The sequence below is a fragment of the Ignavibacteriales bacterium genome (genome assembly GCA_015709675.1).
GTDB lineage: Bacteria > Bacteroidota > Ignavibacteria > Ignavibacteriales > Ignavibacteriaceae > H2-BAC3.
In genome coordinates this window covers 2,828,645-2,849,094 of the sequence record CP054182.1, presented here as the reverse complement: position 1 = coordinate 2,849,094, position 20,450 = coordinate 2,828,645, and the positions used below count along the sequence as shown (strand labels likewise).

Here is a 20,450-nt window from a genome sequence, read left to right as displayed (position 1 = left end):
ATGAAAAAAACAATATTGCTCCTCCTGTTATGCGGTATTTTCTTTACAGCGGGGGCACAGTCCACAAAACAAGATACTCTTTCCATAGCTTTTTGGAATCTGGAAAATCTTTTTGACACAAAAGATGATCCCAAAATAAATGATCAGGAATTTCTTCCGGAATCTGAAAGGAAATGGGATAATGATAAATTCAATAAAAAACTTTTAAACCAGTCTGCGGTTATAAGGTCAATGAATTTCGGCAGGGGACCTGATTTGCTCGGGGTTTGTGAAGTGGAAAATGCGTATGTCCTAAGAAAACTTTCTGATGAAAAACTGGCTGATCTTCAGTATCAGTTCGTACACTTTGATTCTCCGGATGAAAGGGGAATTGATGTAGCACTATTATTCCGCGGTTCGAAATTCAAGGTTCTTGATAAGGAGACATTTCCTGTTTTACTGCCTGATGGATACAAGACCAGGGATATCCTGATGGTAATTCTGGAAGTTAAAAAAAATCCCACTGAAAAAATTGCGATACTGGTAAATCACTGGCCATCCAGAAGACAAGGGCAGGCAGAGTCTGAGATCAACCGGGTAACCGCCGCGGCCACCGCCTCGCTTGCAATTGCGAAAATGAAGGAAAACGGCATGGCCACCCAGTTTATCATTATGGGCGACTTCAATGATGAACCTTTGAACACCTCCATTATAAGCACCCTGGGAGCAAAACCTGTAACATGCGATTCGCTGCCAGCATTAACAACTGAAGCAGCAAAAACAGAACTTCTTAACTTTTCCTATGAGCCTAAAAGCCGGGGGGAAGGCAGTTATAAATACCGTGATGACTGGAATATGCTGGATCAGATAATTATTTCCCGCGGACTGGTATTGGGAGAAAACTTCCAGTATGTCTGCGGTTCATTTGAGGTGGTGAAACCTTATTTTTTAGTTCAGAAAGACGGCAGATATGCCGGTACAGCGCTCCCGACATTTGGAGGCAGGAACTACCTCGGAGGATATAGTGACCATTTCCCGGTAATGTTGAAAATAACTTCAAAGATCAGATGAGAAAAATTCTGATTTTCGCAGGGCATGAAGGTGCTTTGGGCAGGGGAATTCACACCGTCTTATCTGGCAAGGATTATGATGAGATCATTCTCCTATCCTCACGTAATTCAGCTAAAAATTCTGTCAGGAGAGAACGGCCTGACCTTGCTGATGGTGAAGTTGTGAGTCGACTGTTTGCCGGGATTAAATCTTCCTCTGATACTCATTTTTTCTTATTTAGCGCGATCGGGGGTTTCTCAGGCGGAAAGGCAATCTGGGAGACCGGCACCGATTCAGCCCTTGAGATGATGAACAAAAATTTTGTAACCTCCTATAATCTTTTGGCAGCATTCACGCGGCTTGTAAAAGAGTCTGCAGGCGGTTCGGTCATTTTTGTTTCAGCCTGGTCCGGAGGGCATCCTGATATTAACCGGGCGGCATATGCCTCATCGAAGGCGGCCCTGAATCATCTGATTAAATCTGCTGCTCTTGAAGGCAAAGAAATCAATTTAAGTGTCTGCGGAATTGCGCCATATCTGATTGATACTCCTGCTAATCGGGAATGGATGCCTGAGGAAAGATGGGGAACAATGCAAAAACCTGAGGAGGTTGGAGAATTGGTTCATCAGATATTCAGGTTTTCCCATATACTCTCGGGCAATATCATCGAATTGGGAGAGAGATTGCAACTGTTAAATTTTCATAAAGCAGGGGAATAACCTGAAATTTTGCTTTTATTTGAATGCGTAATTTTCTAATTTCGCTATATTAGTTCAAAATTAAGCAGAGCTATTACATAATCTAATTATTTCCTAATCAGGAGGTTTATCTATATGTTGTTTGGAGAAATCCTTGTAAATTCAGTCAATCTCATTGCCCAGCAGGGTGGTGCGATGAACTGGCTCACAGAAAAATATGTCGCAGGCGGTATTTTTATGCACCCTATTCTCGCCTGTCTTATCATCGGATTAGCATTCTCAATTGAAAGATTCTGGACTCTCACCAGATCCTCTATCAATACAAAAAACTTTATCGTAAAAGTCAAAGAAGCTCTTAAAGCTGGCGGAGTTGAACAGGCAAAAGAACTTTGCATGAACACCCGTGGTCCTGTTGCTTCAGTATTTTATGCCGGTCTCCTCAGAGCTGATGAAGGCCTGGAATCTGTTGAAAAAGCAGTTATGGCTTATGGTGCAATCGAAATGGGCTTCCTTGAAAGAGGACTCATCTGGATTAACACCTGTATCACCATTGCACCGATGCTTGGATTCACCGGAACGGTACAGGGTATGATCGAATCATTTGACGCTATTGCAGCAGCAAACCAGATTTCTCCGAGCATCGTTGCTACCGGTATCGCAGTTGCATTGCTGACCACCCTTTTCGGTCTGGTTGTAGCTATGATTCTTCAGACAATTTATAACTATTTTGTTTCAAGAATTGACCGTTTAGTGGCTGATATGGAAGAAAGCTCAATCGAACTGATTGATGCTCTCTACGAAATTAAGTCTAAATAAGGCACTATTCCTTAAGAGTTAAAAAATGCCAATTTTAAATAGAAAACCCAGAACTGAACCGGAAATTCCGACCGCCTCCATGTCGGATATTTCTTTTCTGCTTCTGCTGTTCTTTCTAGTTACGACGACTATTGATATTGATACAGGTATCGGTCTCACTCTGCCGGAGTATATTCCGCCGGAAGAGCAGCAATTAGTTGAAATTTCAAAAGAAAGAATGGCAGCTCTGCTTATTAATGAAAACGGTGATGTGCTTCTGGATGGCGCGATCATCGCGATTCCACAGATTAAAAATAATCTAAAACCGCGGATTCAGAGTAAAATTGAACTTCCATCAAACAAGAAGCTTATCGTTTCTGTTAAAACTGACAGGAAGACAGTTTATAATAAATATCTTCAGACGCTCGATCAGGTGAAACTTTCATACTTTGAAGTAAGAGATGAATATTCACTCGGTAAATACGGCAAAAAATACAATGAACTGAACGTTGACGATCAGGGCGTTGTAAGAGAAAAAGTGCCGATTATTATCTCGATCGCTGAGCCCGAAAAGATAGGATCCTAAAGGAGCAGTAGATTATGAAATTTCAGAAAAAACGCGCACAGTCAAAAGCCAATATCCCGACCGCTTCTATGTCGGATATCGTATTCATTCTTCTTCTTTTCTTCATGGTTACTACTACGCTCAGGGAACAGGAAGTATTTGTAAAATACTCACTTCCTGAAGCCAAAGCCGTGGAAAAAGTAGAGAATAAACGTTTGATATCTTATCTTTGGGTTGGAAATGACAAGCGTATTCAGTTAAATGATGCAGTTGTGAAAATCGAAGAAGTTCAGAGCATCATGTACGGAAAACGTCAGATTCTTCCCAATGTGATTGTATCACTGAGAATAGATAAAAACGTTGATATGGGCATGGTTACCGATATTCAGCAGGAACTCAGAAAGGCTTACTGCCTCAGAATTAACTATTCTGCAAGTGTTAAAATCTGACCAGTAAAAAATAGTACTTTAAGGCAGGTTTGCAGATTGCAGGCCTGCCTTTTCTTTTTATAGTTGAGGTATATATGACATTAAAGGAAAAAATAAACGAAGATTTAAAAGCCGCCATGAAGTCGGGTGATAAACTCCGTCTTGAATCAGTCCGGGCAATCAGAGCCAAAATCCTGGAATTTGAAAAAAGCGGTATTGGCCGTGATATGAGTCCGGATGATGAAATTAAACTGCTTTCATCGGAAGTGAAGAAACGGAAAGACTCCATTGAACAATATCTGGCTGCAGGAAGGAATGATATTGCTGAGAAAGAGAAATCAGAGATGCTAATCATTCAGGAATACCTTCCGAAACAACTCACCGAGGATGAAATTCGTAATGTGATTAAATCTCTGGCCTCTGCTGTTGGTGCCGTATCCAAGGCTGATTTTTCAAAACTAATGCCGGCTGCAGCAAAAGAGCTTAAAGGAAAAGCCGACGGTAAGATCGTTAGAACCCTCGTTGAAGAATTTCTTGGTTCATAATTGAATTATCTGGATATCATCCTTTTAATAGTACTGGTGGTTGCGTTTATTCTTGGATTCAAGGATGGCATCATCAGAAAAATTATCGGGACAGCCGGTTTCTTCATTGCAATTTTTCTCGGGGTGATTTTAGCTAAAAGTGCCGGCGGTGTTTTGCATTCCATTACCGGAATTGAACCCTATTTTTCGGAAATTCTCGCGGGTTTTTTCGTATTTGTAATTGTGATTGTTCTGACTTCTGTTATCAAAAGAGTCGTTCATCCGTTCGATAAAATTAATAACATGGTGAACCGGATTCTGGGAGGCATAACGGGTATGATTCAGATATTGTTCTTTATCAGTGCAGCACTTTATCTGCTTAACGTCTTCCGGATTCCCTCGCAGGATACCCGGAATGAATCATTTCTCTATTCACCGCTCGCATCATTCCTGCCGGGCGTCATTGATCAGATAGAAAACCTGAATCCTGATACAAAAAAATCAATCAAAGAATTTCTCATTGAAAAGGACTCTCTTTAAATGATTCCCAGTTCAGTTGCCGGGAAACTCGAGTTCAGCAAAATTTTATCTTTAATCAGAAAATTTGCAGTAACCGATCCCGGAAAGAATTATATAGAGTCACTTGAACCAGTTTATAACTTCGAGTATCTATCTAAAGTCTTCACCCGTATAGAAGAGGCAAAATCTCTTCTTCTCGGAAATATTAACATCCCGGTTGAGTATCATCCCGATTTAAATGAAGATTTGCTTTCTTCAGGCGTTTCAGGAATGATAATGAAGCCGGAAAAAATTCTGGCCGTTCTTCGCCTTCTGCAAAACTCCCGTATCGTGGCAGGATTCGTAAAAAATCTTGAAAAAGAAGTTCCGGATCTTAAGCTGCTTGTCATGGGAATAACTTCAAGTTCTACTCTGGAACATCATATACAATCCATCCTTTCAGAAACTGGTGAGGTGAAAGATTCAGCCAGCAGGGAACTGAGAGATATCAGGGAGGATATACGCAGGCGGAGCCGCGATTTGCGTATTCTGTTTGACCGTTTGAGAAGGACTTATTCAGAGGAGGATATCATCAGGGAGGACTATATAACCCTGAGAGAGGGGAGATTTGTTCTTCCTGTCAAAGCTGAATATAAGAGGCAGATAAAGGGTTTTATACATTCCGAATCAGCAACTGGTCAGACCGTATACATTGAACCTGAAGAATCACTCGCCCTTAATAATGAGATTGTATCCCTGACCTATGCAGAGAAAAGGGAAGTTGAGAGGATTCTCATGGAACTCACTTCTAAAATCGGAGAGTTCTCTGCTCAGCTCATGACTAATCTGTCTGTACTCGGGGAGCTTGATTCTTATCTTGCCAGAGCACAATATGCTTTGAAAGTTAATGGAATTACTCCGGTGTTAAAGGAATATCAGACCCTTTCGCTTCTTCAGGCGAGAAATCCCTTGCTGATTGAATCAATCGGGTATAACAGTACAATCCCTATTTCCATTGATTTTTCGAAATGCAGAACCATCATTATTTCCGGTCCTAATGCCGGCGGTAAAACAGCTGCACTGAAAACTGTGGGTCTGCTGTTAATTATGTTAAAGGCAGGCATTCAGATACCAGTTTCACCGGATTCTGTTGTCGGCAGTTTTGACAGTCTTTATATTGAAATAGGGGATAATCAGTCAATTGAAGAGAACCTCAGCACTTTTTCATCCCATCTTCTTAATCTCAACAGAATTGTTTCAGAGGCTGGAACAGGGGCGGTAGTGCTTCTGGATGAATTGGGAAACGGCACGGAGCCAAATGCCGGTTCAGGAATTGCATCCGCAGTCTTGCTGAGACTTCTTAGTAATGGTGCGTTTACTCTGGCGACCACGCATCACTCCAAGCTGAAATCACTTGCAGATTCTAATCCTGAAATTGAAAACGCCGGGTTTGATTTTGATTTAAATACACTTAAACCTACTTATATACTTAAGCAGGGTCTTCCAGGACTGAGTTATGCTTTTGAACTTGCCGGTAAACTGGGTTTTGATGATGAATTTATAGCACAGTCAAAACTATTTGCCGGTAAGGAAACGATTACTTCTGAAGATGCTTTAATTCAGGTGAGAATCCTTCAGGAGAAGTTAAAAGAAAGCGAAAATAAACTCTCACTTCAGGAATCAAGAATCGCAGGACTGGAAAAACTCTATCGTCAGAAACTTGATGATATCGAAAGGCGCAAAGAGGATATCCTAATCAAAGCCAGAAAACAGGCAGAGAGAATAGTTGAGTCCAGTAAATCGGACATGAATAAGGTTCTTAAGGAATTGAAAGAATCTAAAGGTGAAAAATCTGCAGTTAAAAAGGTCATTTCAAAAGGAGAGGAAATCCTTAAGACACTTTCAGATGAAAAATCTGAAAGAACTGAAACAGAATTAATTCAGATATCAGTCGGACAGTTCGTCAAAATACGGGGTACCAATACAACAGGAAAAGTTATTGAAGCTGATCCGGTAAAAAAGCGCGCAACTGTTCTGGCCGGAAGTTTACGTCTGGATTCAGATTTTGCGTCTCTTGAAGTTATTTCGAAAGGGGCAGCAAAAGAGTTAACAGTCTCTTCCTCTTCTGCTCATCATGACGCGTCAGCTCTCAGTTATCGGATTGATATACGGGGAGCAAGACCTGACGAAATACGGCTTGAACTGACAAAGTTTATTGATAATTCTTATGCTGGCCGTATGGAACGGATTGAAATACTGCACGGAAAGGGTACCGGCGCTCTGAAAGCGCTTGTAAAAGAAATCCTGAGCAGTCATCCCGGTGTATCACGGTTCTATTTTGCATCGCCTGATTTCGGCGGTGATGGCATTACCATTGTGGAGTTCACATGATCCGTAAAATCCTTATAGCAAACAGAGGTGAGATAGCTTTACGAATTATCCGGACATGCCGTGAGATGGGCATAACGGCTGTGGCTATATATAATAAAAATGATGAAACCTCTCTTCATGCCATTGCCGCGGATGAAGCGTACTTTCTTGGTGAAGGTGATATTTCTTCTACATATCTAAATATACAGCGTATAATTGAAATTGCGAAAGCGGCAGGAGCAGATGCTATTCATCCCGGATATGGATTTTTATCAGAGAATGCATCTTTTATTGAAGCAGTCAGAAAGTCAGGGTTAGGATTTATCGGACCATCTGCAGAGTCAGTGAGAGCAATGGGAGAAAAGACTAATGCCAGAGAAGTTGTATTAAAAGCAGGTGTCCCTGTTGTCCCTGGTTCGGATGGTGTTATAAAAACCGTTGAGGAACTGTATGAAAAAGCAGCACGGATCGGATTTCCGGTTCTGTTGAAAGCCACAGCAGGAGGGGGCGGAAAGGGGATGAAAAAAGTATTTAATCCTGAAGAACTTGAGGATGCATTTAACTCCGCAACCCGGGAAGCAATAAAGTTCTTTGGAAATGGTGCCGTATATCTTGAAAAGCTGATTGAGCAGCCAAAACATATTGAAGTGCAGATACTTGCTGACAAGATGGGAAATACCGTCCATCTATTTGAAAGAGAATGTTCCCTGCAAAGAAGGCATCAGAAGGTAATTGAGGAGGCTCCTTCTCCCTCAATAACACCTGACTTAAGAGAGAAGATGACTACGGTTGCAGTCAATGCGGCAAAAGCAGTCAAATATTTTGGCGCTGGTACGATTGAAATGCTTCTGGATAAACATGGAAGTTTTTATTTCCTGGAGATGAATACCAGAATTCAGGTTGAGCATCCGGTAACGGAGATGATAACCGGGATTGATCTTGTAAGAGAACAGATTCTTATTGAGGAGGGGAAAGAGTTGTCATTCAGGCAGGATGAAATTTCGTTCAGAGGACATGCAATTGAATGCAGAATTTACGCTGAAGACCCGGATAATGAATTCCTTCCTGCAACAGGAAAACTTACAACACTGGTATTTCCATCCGGCCCGGGAATCCGGATTGATGAGGGGGTTACTGAGAACTCTGTAATTACGACCGCATTTGATCCCATGATTGCTAAACTGACCGTTCATGCAGCCGACCGCCCTAAGGCGATCAGCAGGGGCATCAGGGCGTTAAATGAACTGGTTCTGGCAGGTTGCGGTAATAATCTTGAATTTCTGAAGAAACTCCTCCAGTTTCCTGAATTTGTGAAGGGCAGCCATACGATAAATAGTATTGAGGAATCCATGGATGCAATACAGTCATTGCGCCCTGAAAAGGGAGTTTCGGATGAGGTTCTTGCGGCTGCACTAGCGGTTATTGAGTCATCAGTCCGTAATAATTCAGGACAAAGGGAGGCCACAGAGGCAGAAACGTCAAATTGGAGAAGGCAGCTCTATGAAGACTAAAAAATACCACGACGGTACCTCAGTTATTGAGATTGAGGCAAGTGAAGATAAACTGAGGGTAAATGGCAGGGAATTTTCCTTTTCTGTGCTGACTGTTGAAAATTCTTATGCAATCGTCAAAATTGATCAGAAACCCTACAAAGTTTATCTTAATAATGAAAAAAGTGTATTTGATATTTACACTCAGGGGGTTTATTTTCGGCTACGCATAAAAAATAAAATTACCGAATATCTTGAAAAGATAGCCGAAGCGGAGAAAAAGAGCGGCAGAGAGCACCACGTTGTTTCTCCGATGCCGGGGCTGGTCACCAAAATTGTCAGGCAAAAAGGGGAGAATGTTCAGGCTGGTGATACCATATTATTTCTTGAGGCTATGAAAATGGAAAACGCCATCAAGTGTTTTTATTCAGGCGTCATAGAAGAAATTTATGTCGAAGAGAATAAAAACATTGAGAAGGGTGCACCCCTTTTCGCTGTCAAGTAACAAATAAACACAAAACAATCACTAGAGGAGTCAGTGTGAAGAAAATATCTTTACTTTGTACACTTTTCGTTCTCATGATGTTTGGAAACACCTTCGCGGGTGGATTTCAGATTAACGAGCACGGAGCCAGAGCAATGGCCATGGGTGGTGCGTTTACCGCAATGGTAAATGACCCGTCCTCGCTGTATTTTAACGTTGCTGGTATGGCCGGTTTAAGAGGATGGAATGCCACCGTTGGTACCACTCTTATTGCACCTGCAGCATCTTTCAGAGGTCCAAGCCCTTCAATTGCTGAAACCGAAATGGAAAAACAGCTTTTTCCGCCAAGTCACCTTTACCTCACCTATGAAATCAGTGATGGTTTGGTAGCCGGTTTAAGCGTCAATAATCCTTTTGGATTAGGTACCAGATGGTCAGAAGACTGGGTTGGCAGATTTTCCAGCATCGAAGCTGATTTACAGACCTTTAGCTTCCAGCCTTCTATTGCATACAAAGTAATGGATAACCTTTCAGTAGGTGTTGGTCTTCTTTATAATCTTGCACATGTAAAACTTGACCGTGCTATTGGTTTCGCTCCTTTCCAGGGTGAGGGTACAATCCTCCTCGAGGGCAGTGAAAGCGGTGCATTCGGATACCATCTTGGCGTTGCTTATCAGCCATTCTCAGCTCTTTCACTCGGACTTTCTTATAAGAGTGAAGTGGAATATGCTTTTGAAGGAACAGCAACAACCACAGGAGTACCTGCTGCTTTAACAGGAAGAGTTCCTGAAGGTGATATTGAAGCTACCTTTGTTTCTCCCCAGCAGTTTGTTTTTGGTCTTGGTTATCAGGTTACCAAAGACCTTCTGATCACTGCAGATTATCAGTTTGTCGGCTGGTCAAGTTATGACTCCTTAAAGGTTGACTTTAAGAATGCTGCATATACTGATCTTGCAAGTGCAAGACTTTATGAAGATACTTATATTCTTCGCTTCGGTGCTGAGTATGCTTATAACCAGACACTTGATCTGCGGTGCGGATTCCTTATTGACAATAACCCGGTTCCGGATGAAATGGTTGACCCAAGTCTTCCTGATTCAGACAGACTCGGTTTCAGCTTTGGATTCGGTTATCAGTTAACCAATACCCTTTCGCTGGATGCTTCCTATTTATATCTGAGATTTGCTGAGAGAACAATCACGAACAGTGATGTGAACTATGCTTCAAGCGGTTTTGCTCCGCTTAACGGAACATATAACTCAACAGGTAATCTCTTTTCAGTAACATTTAATTACAGCTTCTAAGAAGGAGAAATCAATGAAAAGATTATTGCTTTTATTAGCAGCAGGACTGCTTGTTTTTTCCGGATGTGAAGACAGAAGTGAACTTACTGCTCCGCCTGCAGTAAATACCGGTACTGCTAACTTTACCAGATACGCCGCTATTGGTAACAGTCTTACTGCCGGATATCAGTCTGGTGCTCTTTATGAAAGTGCACAGAAATACGGATGGGCTGCTCAGCTTGCAGGTCAGGTTGGTACTTCATTTGCTCAGCCTACCTATTCTGATCCGGGTTCAGGCGGAAGACTTGAAATCCGTTCACTTAGCCCGTTCACACTTGTAACTAATGCTGCAACAGGTACACCAACAAACACAACCTATGGCGCACCATATAATAACCTCGGTGTTCCGGGTGCATTACTTTATGATGTGATGAATGCAACTACCGCCAGCAATTCAGCTTCCGGTCTGGCAGGGTCACCAAATCCGTTTTTTGATCTGGTATTAAGAAACTCAGCATTAAATCTCGGTTCACAGTTCAGACAGGCTAAAGCACTCAGCCCGACATTCTTAACTCTCTGGATCGGCAATAACGATGTGCTCGGTTATGCTACTTCGGGCGGAACTGCTCCTGCAGCACCGACTCCGTTAGCAACATTTACCGCTTTATATACGCAGCTTGCAGATTCCATTGCATCTCTTGGTGCCGGTGTTGTAGTTGCAAATATCCCGAATGTAACAGACATTCCATTCTTCACCACCGTTGGCGGTCAGTTCGTTCTCAATGGTGTCACAAAGGTTTGGGCTGTCACTTCAACAGGTGATACTGCTTATGTAAGCCTCCTCCCGACAGCAAATGGTGCTCCGAACTTTATTACCCTCAGAGCAAATACAACTCCTCCGACTGGTTTCTCAAAGGCTACACCGTTCCCTAACAGTGCAGTTCTTGATTCTGGTGAAGTTGTTGTTGCTCAGACTGCTGTTGCGCAGTTTAATGGAGTTATTCAGAATCTTGCAACAACAAAGAACTTCGGTTTTGTTGACATGAATACAGCATTTAAATCATATGTTTACTTCCCGGGCGTTTCAAATGGTCAGGTAGTTGACGGAATCAGATTTACTAATGTATTTGTAACCGGCGGTCTCTTCAGTCTTGATGGCGTACATCCTTCAAATCAGGGTGCTGCTATCATTGCTAACGAGTTCATTAAAGTTATTAATACAAAATTTGGTGCTGCTATTCCGCGCATCAACGTAGCTACCGTACCTGGTGGTCTCGGATTTGGCAAAAAGATAGAATATAACGCGTTAGGATTACCAGTCATACCGGCCGGTACTCTTGATAATCTCTATTTCTAAATAGAATTCCATAAAGGGGACAGTTTAAGGCTGTCCCCTTGTTTTTTATATTCAATACATAATGAAATCAAAAACTTATTTATTTCTGTTTCCACTGGCAGTTTTTATTTTCTCAGCGCTTTTAACCGGGTGCAGCGGTATGGATTCCACTACACGCGAGGAAGAAAACAAACAACCCGTTGACTCTGTATATGTGTTTGATGTTCAGGAAGAAGAAGTAACCAGGGAAGAAAAAGAGACGCCTGATCCTGAGGAAAAAAATGATTCACTCATTACTTACGTCAGAGATACTTCAGTTAATGCCAAAACGGTATATGCGGTTCAGGTTGGTGCGTTTTCTTCAGAAGCAAATGCAAAAAAGCATATTGAAACTTCTGAGAAACTATTGGGGAAAAAACTCAGAACGTTTTACTCAACAGAAGTGAAATTCTGGGTAGTGCAACTGATGCCGGTTGCAAAATCAGATGAGGCACATAAGATAAAACGCAGTATCCGGAAGAAAAAAGAATTTAAAGACGCTTTTGTTGTAAAAGTTATAGAGTAACTAAAACTCTTTTTAAATATCTGCTGAACTTATCCTTGACTCTTTCAGCGGTTTCTTTCACTTCAGAGTGGCTTAGCTTCACCGGGGAAATACCTGCCCCCATATTTGTAATACAGGAAATTCCAATTGTTCTGATGCCGAGTGCATTTGCATATAGTACTTCATGAACACTTGACATTCCGACTGCATCTCCGCCTGAATTTTTAATCATACGTATTTCCGCCGGGGTCTCATAATTCGGACCGCTCATATACCAGTATACCCCTTTCTGCAAATAGATATTTTCTGAGAGACCGAGTTCAATCAGATTATTATAGAGCAGAGGATCTGGGAACCTTCTGAGCAGGGAAGTAGTCTCTGAGAGTGGGGTACCGAAAAACTCACTGATTTTCATTTTAAGTGCGCCGGGATTAATACCGGTGATCAGCATTAAATCACCCGGGCTGAAATCAGGATTTACACCTCCCGCTGCATTAGTAATAATTATATTTTGAACTCCTGCTGTATAACTCAGATGAACAGGAAGCAGGCACTGGGAGAGTTTATATCCTTCGTAGGGATGAATTCTCCCGCTGAATGCAAGGATGAGCTTTTCGCCAACGTTAACTAATTGAATCTTTCCTTTATGACCGGAGACAGTAGAAACCGGATAGCCCGGAATATCACCTGTATCAACTTCGAACAGTATGTCATTTCCGTCAAGCATTTCTCCCAGTCCGCTTCCCAGAATGATCGCCGAATCAGGTCTGTGAGTTCCAATTAGGGAAGTAAAGTATTTAACCGTTTCCGGATATATTTCAGAGATCTGGATCATCAGTAAAGAATTCCTGCAAGAGTTGCGGTCATAAGAGTGGCAAGTGTGCCGCCTATCACTGCTTTGATGCCAAGAGAGGCAAGATCACTTTTTCTCTCAGGAGCTAAAGCACCAATACCGCCCAATTGAATGGCTATTGAACTAAAATTGGCAAATCCGCAAAGTGCGTAGGTTGCCATAATAATAGCTTTTTCAGAAAGAATAACTTTGTTTTGAATAAGTGTGCCAAAATCCATATATGCAACAAACTCATTAAGCACCAGTTTTGTACCTACCAGTCCGCCAAAACTTAATGCATCAGCTGAGGGTACGCCAATTCCATACGCAAGCCACTGCAGTATCCATCCGAGAATAAACTGAAAGTTAAAATTTGTGTTATAAGCAGCTTTAACCACTCCGTTCAGTCCCGTGACATCACCGATATACATAATAATTGCATTGAGAAGGGCAATCAATGCAATGAAAGCTATAAGCATTGCACCGACGTTCAGTGCGAGGCCAAGACCATCTGCAGCACCTGCGGAAGCGGCTTCAAGGACATTGCCTGCATTCTTTTCAACTTTTACTTTTACTGTCCCCTGGGTAACCGGGTCTTCAGTCTCAGGATATATAATTTTTGATATAAGAAGAGCAGCTGGTGCCGCCATAACGCTGGCGCCGAGCAGATGAGTGGCAAACTCAATTTGTGCCTGCTGAATAGGAATGCCCTTTGCTGCAGCAAGTGAAGATGCAAGGATTTGTATATATGCAGCCATCACGCCGCCGGCAATAGTCGCCATACCGCCGACCATAATAGTCAGCATTTCACTTTTGGTAAGATCTTTAAGAAATGGCCGTATCATAAGCGGAGCTTCTGTCTGACCGACAAAGATATTTGCAGTGCAGCTCAATGATTCGGCACCTGAAGTGCCCATTACACGGGCCATTATCCATGCCATTCCCTGAACAATTTTTTGCATAATACCCAGGTAATAGAGCACGGACATTAATGATGCAAAGAAAATGATTGTCGGGAGAACCTGAAAAGCAAAGAAGAACCCCATACTTCCTTCAAAACCAGGTGCGATGCCAAGATTGCCAAAGATAAACTTCGCACCTTCAGAGGAAAAATTCATTATCGCTACAAATCCGGAACTGATTGCCTTAAATGCATCCTGCGGCCAGCCAAAAATAAAAAAGAACTGACGCAGTTCTTCTCCCTTTATGACCAGTATTGCAAATACTATCTGCAGAGTGAGACCGCCGCCAATGAGCCTGAGGTTAAGTTTTTTTCTATTATTCGATAAAAGATAGGCGATTCCAAGTATAAGGATTATCCCCAGAATCCCTCTGAACAAATTCTCGATAAACATTGGTTATTCTCCGGGTATATAATGACATTTTCTGCAGCGTGCTTCATAATAATCAGCAGCACCAACTAACACTTTCTCTTTGCTTACGGTTGTCCGCTGAGTCCGGTCTGCCGGATTGCCGCAGACAACGCAGATAGCAAGTGTCTTTGTTATATATTCTGCTTCACAAAGAAACTGGGGAAGCGGTTCAAATGGCTTGCCGGTGTAATCCTGATCAAGTCCGGCTACTATCACTCGTTTGCCGTCAGATGCAAGTTCTTTACAGATCGAAAGGATATCTCCGTCAAAAAACTGGACCTCATCTATTCCGATAACCTGAGCGTCTTTTGCCAGATCCCGGATGGCAGAACTGTTATCCAGAACTACCGAGGGCAGACTTTGGGTATTATGTGAGACTATATTGTTTTCTGAGTATCTATTGTCAATTGCGGGTTTAATAATAAGCACTTTCTGCTTTGCTATTTGAGCTCTCCTGAGCCGCCGGATAAGTTCTTCCGTTTTTCCGCTGAACATGCAGCCTGTTATTACTTCAATCCAGCCGGTATCCTTTGGCAGGAGGTGAGGGATAGAGGATTCCATCATTTACCCTCCGGTTTGATCTGGTCCCCGCTGAAAGCCAGGGGAAGAAGTTCAGAAATCGAGAGTATTTTAAGGGAATCTTCTTCATCGATCATGACCACATCTATATTTCCGCAGATATCAGCAATAACCTGGCGGCAAGCACCGCAGGGCGGAAGGAAATCAGGACTGTCTGAAGCGACTGCGATAGCCTTAAATTTGCTTTCCCCCTCTGAAATTGCTTTAAATATTGCTGTTCGCTCCGCGCAATTTGTAAGTGAATAACTGCTGTTTTCAACGTTACAGCCAGTGTATATTTTATCATCTGATGTGAGCAGGGCAGATCCAACGTGAAATCCTGAGTAGGGGGCATGGGCGTTTTTTCTGGTTTCACGGGCAATCAGCGCTAACTCTTTAGCTTTTGCTTCTGATACTCTTACCATTTGGATTTTCTGAAAAAGGAGTAAAAAAAATTGACTTCAATAAAAAATTCATAAATAAAAGGAATCACGAATTTATCAATTAACGGGAATTTATACCCGCATTTTCTTTCAAAAAGAGAGGTAATTACTGCATCAAACAGTGTTTTAAGAACCGTCAGCCATAAAAACCAGACTGAGAAAGGAGCGAAAATGATTGCCCACTGGCCGAAGATATTCATTGCATGCCAGTAAGTCAGGATAAACTGATGCAAAAAGAGATAATGGTGTGAGGAGCCGGTATGGCGGGCCTTTTGTCTGAGATAGTCAAAAACCGATGTTTTCTGAAAGTACTTCACAAATGAAGATTCATCAGTAAAATAATGAATCTTCATTTTTGCCTTAAATGCTTCCCTGATAAGAAGATCATCGTCTCCGCTGATGGAATCATTTGTTGAATGATAGCCGCCCAGAGCATGAAAGGATGCCTTCTTAAATCCAAAATTTGCTGCCCGTGCCGAATAGGGGATTTTCAGATATGCTGCCGCAAGCAGGAGGAGAGTTCCCCTGAAATTCTCATAGGAGCCTATTCTCGAGACATAGTTATCGTTAATTTCAGAATAGGCCACTCCGAAAATCACATCATAATCCTGATTGAAGTTATTCACCAGTGCCCGGAACCAGCCATCTTGGGGAAGGCAGTCCGCATCAGTAATCGCTATTGAGTTATATTGACTTTCTTCGACACCCCGGGTTAATGCCCTTCTTTTTCCTGAACTCTGCGGAAGGTCAATTACTTTGAGCCAGGGATATTTAAGTGATGCCTTATGAAGCAGAACGGGAGTAGAATCCTCTGAAGCATCGTTAACGATAATTACTTCAAATGGTACTGAAACGGGTTTTTGGTTTTCCAATGCTGACAGCAGGAAGGGGAGCCTTCCGGCCTCATTTTTGGCGGCAATTATTACACTGAGTCCGGTACAGATTCCGGATTGCGTTGGAGCACTCTTTTTTGCAGACCGGAATACTCTCCAGAGAATAAGAATCAGTCCCAGATTGAATAAAATACAGCCCGCAAATACATAGAGAATAAACCAATCCAAAAATGAATTCATAATGAATAACCGGAGCCGGATGGTAACACGCGAGAGCCGGCAACTTTACCGAAAGATGCTGACATCACACGAAGTAAAGAGAGTGAAAAAATCATTTGTTTATTATTAAGGATATTGAAATATTAGCTCCTAAATTTCAGGAAAAAAGAAATCTCGCTCACTCGTACTTCGAAAAGACACTGCGTCATTGAATCCGAAATCAAAATCATCATCAACATAAGTTAGGAAAACTAATGAAAAAAATGCGACTTTTTGTAATCGCGTATTTATTCCTGTTTTCAGCCTCTCTCATCGCTCAGAGTAATTCCCCTGTGAGAGAAGGAGAATTGGATAAAAAATGGTCTAAAATATCGAAATCCGATATTCCACAGACTGTACCAGGAGATGCAAATTACATTTACATCCCGACCTTCTACGGTCCCCGGTTTTATGATTTTGGTAAATCAGCCGGAACCGTTTCAGCGAATTACAGACCTTTCCCTATGAGCAACACCACACAATCTGAAGTGAGTGTGGATGTTCATCCTACAAACGAAAATATCGTTTTTGTATCCCCTAATACTACCAACTGGCCCGTAACCACGCTTTACGGTACCGGCGGCTATTTTACTTCAAACGGCGGTACAAGCTGGACTGGATTTGATCAGCCCCCATATGGCGCCACCTCAGGTGATCCGGCCGTAAGTATTGGTACAAACGGATTAATTTACACAGGATTTATTGACGCCGGAACAAATGACGGCGGTCAGGGTGTGGCTGTTACCTCTAACAACGGCAATTCATGGAGCAGATATGTTGTCGGTCCAAGACCTCCTGGCGCATCTGATCTCCTTGACAAAAACCACTTAGTTGTTGATAAAAAAGCCGGCAGTCCTTACGAAAATCGTGTTTATGCTGCCTGGACAGCTTTTGTTTCAACCAGCCCTAATAATAATGATATTGAGGTTCGTTACTCATCCAATAATGGCCAGACCTGGAGTAATTCATCCAATGTTAGTGGTCCGATTAATGCCGGTTCTCATGATCAGGGCATTAATCTTTCAACCGGACCCAATGGTGAAGTGTATGCACTCTGGGCAGTCTACGATAACTGGGCTGCTGGTGTCTACGGGGAAGATGCTATTGGTTTTAATAAATCCACAGATGGCGGTGCTACATGGGCGCAGCCAAAAAGAATTTACTCTGCTGCCAATTTTGGTATCAGAGGTAATCTTGCCAATAAAGGCAATATCCGTGTTTCTTCTTTTCCTGTAATGGGAGTTGACCGCACGGGTGGATCGCGTAACGGAACAATTTATGCAGTGTGGCCGCAGAAAACAGTCGCACCAGCCGGCAGTGATCCGGATATCGTTCTTACAAAATCATCTGATGGCGGTGAGACCTGGGCTCCGCTTGTAAGAGTAAATAACGATCCTCTGAATAATGGCAAAGATCAGTATTATCCCTGGATGACCGTTGATCAGTCAACAGGTAATGTCTATGTAGTATTTTATGACAGCCGTGATGTTACAAATGACAGCGCCCATGTTTATATTGCACGCAGTACTGACGGCGGAACAACCTTTGATAACATCAAAGTAACTGACAGGGCTTTCAAACCAAAAACAATCTCTGGCTTAGCAAGCGGTTACCAGGGTGATTATATCGGCATTGCTGCAAACAGAAATACCGTGTATCCTACCTGGGCTGATGACAGAACAGGTAATTATCAGATCTGGATGTCAACAGTTACATTCGGACCATCGGTTACTCATGATGCACTCACCAATACCGAAAACCTCACCGGCCCTTATACTGTAAATGTCGGAATTTCTTCTTCAGTCCCTCTTGATACTAATAAACTCTATGTTCATTGGGGCAGAGGTGCCAATGGTGCAATTACTGATTCAGTAAAACTTACCATGGTTGGTACAGATCAGTACTCAGCTAATATCCCCGGAAACGGATCTCCTGCTGTGTATAATTACTACATTGCAACTGCTGATCAGCAGGGCGGATCAACGTTACTTCCTGCAGGAGCACCGGGAAATTACTTCTCGTTCACTGCGAACATTGACTCAATTGCACCCGTGATTACTCACACTGCACTCCCGAATCAGTTCAGAGAGACCTGGCCAAAGCAGGTGAATGCAGTAGTTACTGATAATATCGGTGTTGATACTGTAAAAGTACTCCATAAAAAGGGCTTTAGCGGTTCAGTCTCTGAATTTATGTTAGCAGCCGGAACCGATAACAGCTATAGCGGAGTGTTTAATTCTGATTCCTCTCAGTATGCCGTAGGCGATACTGTATATTACAGAATACAAGCTAAGGATGCTTCCTCACTTGGCAATTATGGTTATGCTCCAGGAGCAAATACCTGGTTTACTTTTGCATTTGTAGCAGATCAGACAGCACCGGTTGTTACACATCTGCCGCTCCGTGATCAGCCAAGACTCCGCTGGCCGGCAAGAGTGGATGCTGGTATCTATGATACACTTGGTATCAGCGCAGCATCAGTTGAATACTATCGTAATCTTCCTGCCAACACCGGAATGTTTTCTCTCAGCCCACAGGGTGCAGGCTTTACGGGTGTATTTGATATTGATACCACCGTTGTACAGGTCGGCGATTCAATCTGGTACAGGATAAAAGCGGTTGATAATTCAACTAATAAAAACGTTTCTTATTATCCTTCAACCGGATATTTCAAATTCACTGTTATTAACACGCTTGGAGTTGTTCTTGTTGTGAACGATGACAATACCCTGGCTGCCAGAGTTTCATCAGTCAAAGGCGGACCTGGTGATCTGGAGACTCCTCTTGGTGCATCGTCATCATTCATCGCCCAGACACTGGTTAATGCTGGTTATGTGGTAGACACTGTTGAGTGGGCCGGACTGAATGCAGCAACGCTCAATAACTATGACATTGTTTGTCTTACAGCTGGTACACGTACCTCAGCAATGTTCGACGACCTTGCAAAGAGAACGGAAATTGTGAACTACACCCTCGGAGGCGGTAAAGTTATCGTTGAAGGCGGTGAAGTGGGTTATGTTTACCGTATTTCCGGAACTACGACAGATAAAGATCCGTATTTCAGAAGAAATGTGCTCAATGATAGCGCATGGGTCAGTGACGTAACAACTTCTACTCTTTTCAAGAAGGATCCGCTGCATCCAATTTTCAATTTCCCGAATCCGATTCTGGATACTCTCTCATTCACCAATCCTTCATCCTCCTCATGGGGAACAAGAGATGCAATGAGAATCATCCCGAATAAAACAGGTGTCTTTAAACTCGGTACCTGGAGTGCAATGCCCGATTCTGCAAGTATTATTGCTTATTCACCAAACAATAATCCTTACAACATCAGAAATGTATTCCTTGCGTTTGCAATCGGAAGAATGAATAACCTTCAGCAGAGAACCGCTCTTGTTGAGAACGTATTCAATTTTGTTGCTTCCGGTATCATTCCCGTTGAGTTAACATCATTTACCGCAAGCACGACAAATGATCAGGTAACTCTCAGCTGGATTACAGCTTCTGAAAAGAATAACCTTGGATTTGAAATCGAAAGAAAATCTTCTAAGGGCTCATTTGAGCAGGTTGGATTCGTTCAGGGTAACGGAACCTCACTTCTGCAAAATTCCTATGTCTTCACAGACAGAGGTCTTGAAGAAGGTAATTACTCATACAGGCTCAAACAGATTGATTTTGATGGTACTCACACCTACAGTGATGTGGTGGAAGTAGAAATCCTGAATCCGGTTCAGTTTGCGCTGGAACAGAACTATCCGAATCCTTTTAACCCTTCAACACTGATAAAATTCAGCCTGCCGGTTGAAAGCCGCGTTGAATTATCAGTATTTAATGCACTGGGTGAAAAAGTAAGAGTTCTAGTTAATGAAGTAAGAAAATCAGGCAACCACGAGGTGGAATTCAACGCTTTAGGACTTTCCTCAGGTGTTTATTTCTACAAACTTGAAGCAGGTGAGTTTATTTCAACTAAGAAACTTATTCTACTTAAGTAATTTCCTTAAAAGGGAGCTTCGGCTCCCTTTTTTATTTTAAAAATATCGCGATTTCTCCAAAGTTTTATTGAAGAATTTCTGCTTTAAGTTTAATTTTCTTGTTTATTTAATTAT

At 42.3% G+C, this 20,450-nt stretch carries 19 protein-coding genes; 14 read left to right on the top strand and 5 right to left on the bottom strand.

Annotation, left to right across the window (positions count from 1 at the left end):
* The 13 genes from HRU80_10950 (at nucleotide 1) to HRU80_10890 (ending at nucleotide 12,065) form a co-directional block, all read left to right on the top strand.
* Complete coding sequence (locus HRU80_10950; GenBank protein ID QOJ29370.1) at nucleotides 1-1,050, top strand: endonuclease; 1,050 nt, start codon at nucleotides 1-3, stop codon at nucleotides 1,048-1,050.
* Nucleotides 1,047-1,748: an SDR family NAD(P)-dependent oxidoreductase gene (locus HRU80_10945; protein QOJ29369.1), complete on the top strand. Its 702-nt coding sequence runs from the start codon at nucleotides 1,047-1,049 to the stop codon at nucleotides 1,746-1,748. The genes HRU80_10950 and HRU80_10945 overlap by 4 nt, the downstream gene beginning before the upstream one ends.
* Nucleotides 1,749-1,862: 114 nt before the next feature.
* Entirely contained in the window at nucleotides 1,863-2,543 is a 681-nt protein-coding gene (locus HRU80_10940; GenBank protein QOJ29368.1) for a MotA/TolQ/ExbB proton channel family protein, read from the top strand.
* A 25-nt stretch (nucleotides 2,544-2,568) separates the two neighbouring features.
* Nucleotides 2,569-3,108 (top strand): biopolymer transporter ExbD, encoded by a 540-nt coding sequence (locus HRU80_10935; GenBank protein ID QOJ29367.1) that lies wholly within the window; start codon nucleotides 2,569-2,571, stop codon nucleotides 3,106-3,108.
* Between the two features lie 14 nt (nucleotides 3,109-3,122).
* Nucleotides 3,123-3,536 (top strand): biopolymer transporter ExbD, encoded by a 414-nt coding sequence (locus tag HRU80_10930; GenBank protein ID QOJ29366.1) that lies wholly within the window; start codon nucleotides 3,123-3,125, stop codon nucleotides 3,534-3,536.
* A gap of 74 nt (nucleotides 3,537-3,610) precedes the next feature.
* Nucleotides 3,611-4,060, top strand: coding sequence for a GatB/YqeY domain-containing protein (locus HRU80_10925; GenBank protein ID QOJ30525.1), 450 nt, complete (start codon nucleotides 3,611-3,613; stop codon nucleotides 4,058-4,060).
* On the top strand, nucleotides 4,061-4,579 hold the full coding sequence (locus HRU80_10920) for a CvpA family protein (GenBank protein ID QOJ29365.1): 519 nt from the start codon (nucleotides 4,061-4,063) through the stop codon (nucleotides 4,577-4,579).
* Nucleotides 4,580-6,928 carry a Smr/MutS family protein gene (locus HRU80_10915; protein ID QOJ29364.1) on the top strand — a complete coding sequence of 783 codons (2,349 nt, stop codon included), beginning with the start codon at nucleotides 4,580-4,582 and terminating at the stop codon, nucleotides 6,926-6,928.
* Nucleotides 6,925-8,418: an acetyl-CoA carboxylase biotin carboxylase subunit gene (locus tag HRU80_10910; protein QOJ29363.1), complete on the top strand. Its 1,494-nt coding sequence runs from the start codon at nucleotides 6,925-6,927 to the stop codon at nucleotides 8,416-8,418. The genes HRU80_10915 and HRU80_10910 overlap by 4 nt, the downstream gene beginning before the upstream one ends.
* Nucleotides 8,408-8,902 (top strand): hypothetical protein, encoded by a 495-nt coding sequence (locus tag HRU80_10905; GenBank protein QOJ29362.1) that lies wholly within the window; start codon nucleotides 8,408-8,410, stop codon nucleotides 8,900-8,902. The genes HRU80_10910 and HRU80_10905 overlap by 11 nt, the downstream gene beginning before the upstream one ends.
* A 35-nt stretch (nucleotides 8,903-8,937) precedes the next feature.
* Nucleotides 8,938-10,185 (top strand): outer membrane protein transport protein, encoded by a 1,248-nt coding sequence (locus tag HRU80_10900; protein QOJ29361.1) that lies wholly within the window; start codon nucleotides 8,938-8,940, stop codon nucleotides 10,183-10,185.
* Between the two features lie 13 nt (nucleotides 10,186-10,198).
* Nucleotides 10,199-11,521 (top strand): hypothetical protein, encoded by a 1,323-nt coding sequence (locus tag HRU80_10895; GenBank protein QOJ29360.1) that lies wholly within the window; start codon nucleotides 10,199-10,201, stop codon nucleotides 11,519-11,521.
* 139 nt (nucleotides 11,522-11,660) lie between these two features.
* Nucleotides 11,661-12,065 carry an SPOR domain-containing protein gene (locus tag HRU80_10890; protein ID QOJ29359.1) on the top strand — a complete coding sequence of 135 codons (405 nt, stop codon included), beginning with the start codon at nucleotides 11,661-11,663 and terminating at the stop codon, nucleotides 12,063-12,065.
* Here the strand turns inward: HRU80_10890 and HRU80_10885 are convergent.
* From HRU80_10885 to HRU80_10865, 5 genes are read right to left on the bottom strand one after another with little or no spacing between them, the layout of a single operon-like run.
* Nucleotides 12,055-12,879 carry a purine-nucleoside phosphorylase gene (locus tag HRU80_10885; protein ID QOJ29358.1) on the bottom strand — a complete coding sequence of 275 codons (825 nt, stop codon included), beginning with the start codon at nucleotides 12,877-12,879 and terminating at the stop codon, nucleotides 12,055-12,057. The genes HRU80_10890 and HRU80_10885 overlap by 11 nt on opposite strands.
* Complete coding sequence (locus HRU80_10880; protein QOJ29357.1) at nucleotides 12,879-14,231, bottom strand: NupC/NupG family nucleoside CNT transporter; 1,353 nt, start codon at nucleotides 14,229-14,231, stop codon at nucleotides 12,879-12,881. The genes HRU80_10885 and HRU80_10880 overlap by 1 nt, the downstream gene beginning before the upstream one ends.
* A 3-nt stretch (nucleotides 14,232-14,234) precedes the next feature.
* Complete coding sequence (locus HRU80_10875; GenBank protein QOJ30524.1) at nucleotides 14,235-14,810, bottom strand: thymidine kinase; 576 nt, start codon at nucleotides 14,808-14,810, stop codon at nucleotides 14,235-14,237.
* Nucleotides 14,810-15,232: a cytidine deaminase gene (locus HRU80_10870; GenBank protein QOJ29356.1), complete on the bottom strand. Its 423-nt coding sequence runs from the start codon at nucleotides 15,230-15,232 to the stop codon at nucleotides 14,810-14,812. Before HRU80_10870 ends, HRU80_10875 begins: the two co-directional genes overlap by 1 nt.
* Nucleotides 15,226-16,323 (bottom strand): glycosyltransferase, encoded by a 1,098-nt coding sequence (locus HRU80_10865; GenBank protein ID QOJ29355.1) that lies wholly within the window; start codon nucleotides 16,321-16,323, stop codon nucleotides 15,226-15,228. The genes HRU80_10870 and HRU80_10865 overlap by 7 nt, the downstream gene beginning before the upstream one ends.
* A 233-nt stretch (nucleotides 16,324-16,556) precedes the next feature.
* Between HRU80_10865 and HRU80_10860 the strand changes: the two genes are divergently transcribed.
* Complete coding sequence (locus tag HRU80_10860; GenBank protein ID QOJ29354.1) at nucleotides 16,557-20,336, top strand: T9SS type A sorting domain-containing protein; 3,780 nt, start codon at nucleotides 16,557-16,559, stop codon at nucleotides 20,334-20,336.
* The last annotated feature ends 114 nt before the right edge of the window (nucleotides 20,337-20,450 follow it).

What these genes read in the sequence shown, in the direction of transcription:
- HRU80_10925 (QOJ30525.1), top strand. Translation starts at nt 3,611, where the DNA reads ATGACATTAAAGGAAAAAATAAACGAAGATTTAAAAGCCGCCATGAAG.
- HRU80_10890 (QOJ29359.1), top strand. Translation starts at nt 11,661, where the DNA reads ATGGATTCCACTACACGCGAGGAAGAAAACAAACAACCCGTTGACTCT.
- HRU80_10865 (QOJ29355.1), bottom strand. Translation starts at nt 16,323, where the DNA reads ATGAATTCATTTTTGGATTGGTTTATTCTCTATGTATTTGCGGGCTGT.
- HRU80_10880 (QOJ29357.1), bottom strand. Translation starts at nt 14,231, where the DNA reads ATGTTTATCGAGAATTTGTTCAGAGGGATTCTGGGGATAATCCTTATA.
- HRU80_10905 (QOJ29362.1), top strand. Translation starts at nt 8,408, where the DNA reads ATGAAGACTAAAAAATACCACGACGGTACCTCAGTTATTGAGATTGAG.
- HRU80_10875 (QOJ30524.1), bottom strand. Translation starts at nt 14,810, where the DNA reads ATGGAATCCTCTATCCCTCACCTCCTGCCAAAGGATACCGGCTGGATT.
- HRU80_10860 (QOJ29354.1), top strand. Translation starts at nt 16,557, where the DNA reads ATGAAAAAAATGCGACTTTTTGTAATCGCGTATTTATTCCTGTTTTCA.
- HRU80_10940 (QOJ29368.1), top strand. Translation starts at nt 1,863, where the DNA reads ATGTTGTTTGGAGAAATCCTTGTAAATTCAGTCAATCTCATTGCCCAG.
- HRU80_10870 (QOJ29356.1), bottom strand. Translation starts at nt 15,232, where the DNA reads ATGGTAAGAGTATCAGAAGCAAAAGCTAAAGAGTTAGCGCTGATTGCC.
- HRU80_10935 (QOJ29367.1), top strand. Translation starts at nt 2,569, where the DNA reads ATGCCAATTTTAAATAGAAAACCCAGAACTGAACCGGAAATTCCGACC.
- HRU80_10945 (QOJ29369.1), top strand. Translation starts at nt 1,047, where the DNA reads ATGAGAAAAATTCTGATTTTCGCAGGGCATGAAGGTGCTTTGGGCAGG.
- HRU80_10930 (QOJ29366.1), top strand. Translation starts at nt 3,123, where the DNA reads ATGAAATTTCAGAAAAAACGCGCACAGTCAAAAGCCAATATCCCGACC.
- HRU80_10885 (QOJ29358.1), bottom strand. Translation starts at nt 12,879, where the DNA reads ATGATCCAGATCTCTGAAATATATCCGGAAACGGTTAAATACTTTACT.
- HRU80_10915 (QOJ29364.1), top strand. Translation starts at nt 4,580, where the DNA reads ATGATTCCCAGTTCAGTTGCCGGGAAACTCGAGTTCAGCAAAATTTTA.
- HRU80_10895 (QOJ29360.1), top strand. Translation starts at nt 10,199, where the DNA reads ATGAAAAGATTATTGCTTTTATTAGCAGCAGGACTGCTTGTTTTTTCC.
- HRU80_10910 (QOJ29363.1), top strand. Translation starts at nt 6,925, where the DNA reads ATGATCCGTAAAATCCTTATAGCAAACAGAGGTGAGATAGCTTTACGA.
- HRU80_10950 (QOJ29370.1), top strand. Translation starts at nt 1, where the DNA reads ATGAAAAAAACAATATTGCTCCTCCTGTTATGCGGTATTTTCTTTACA.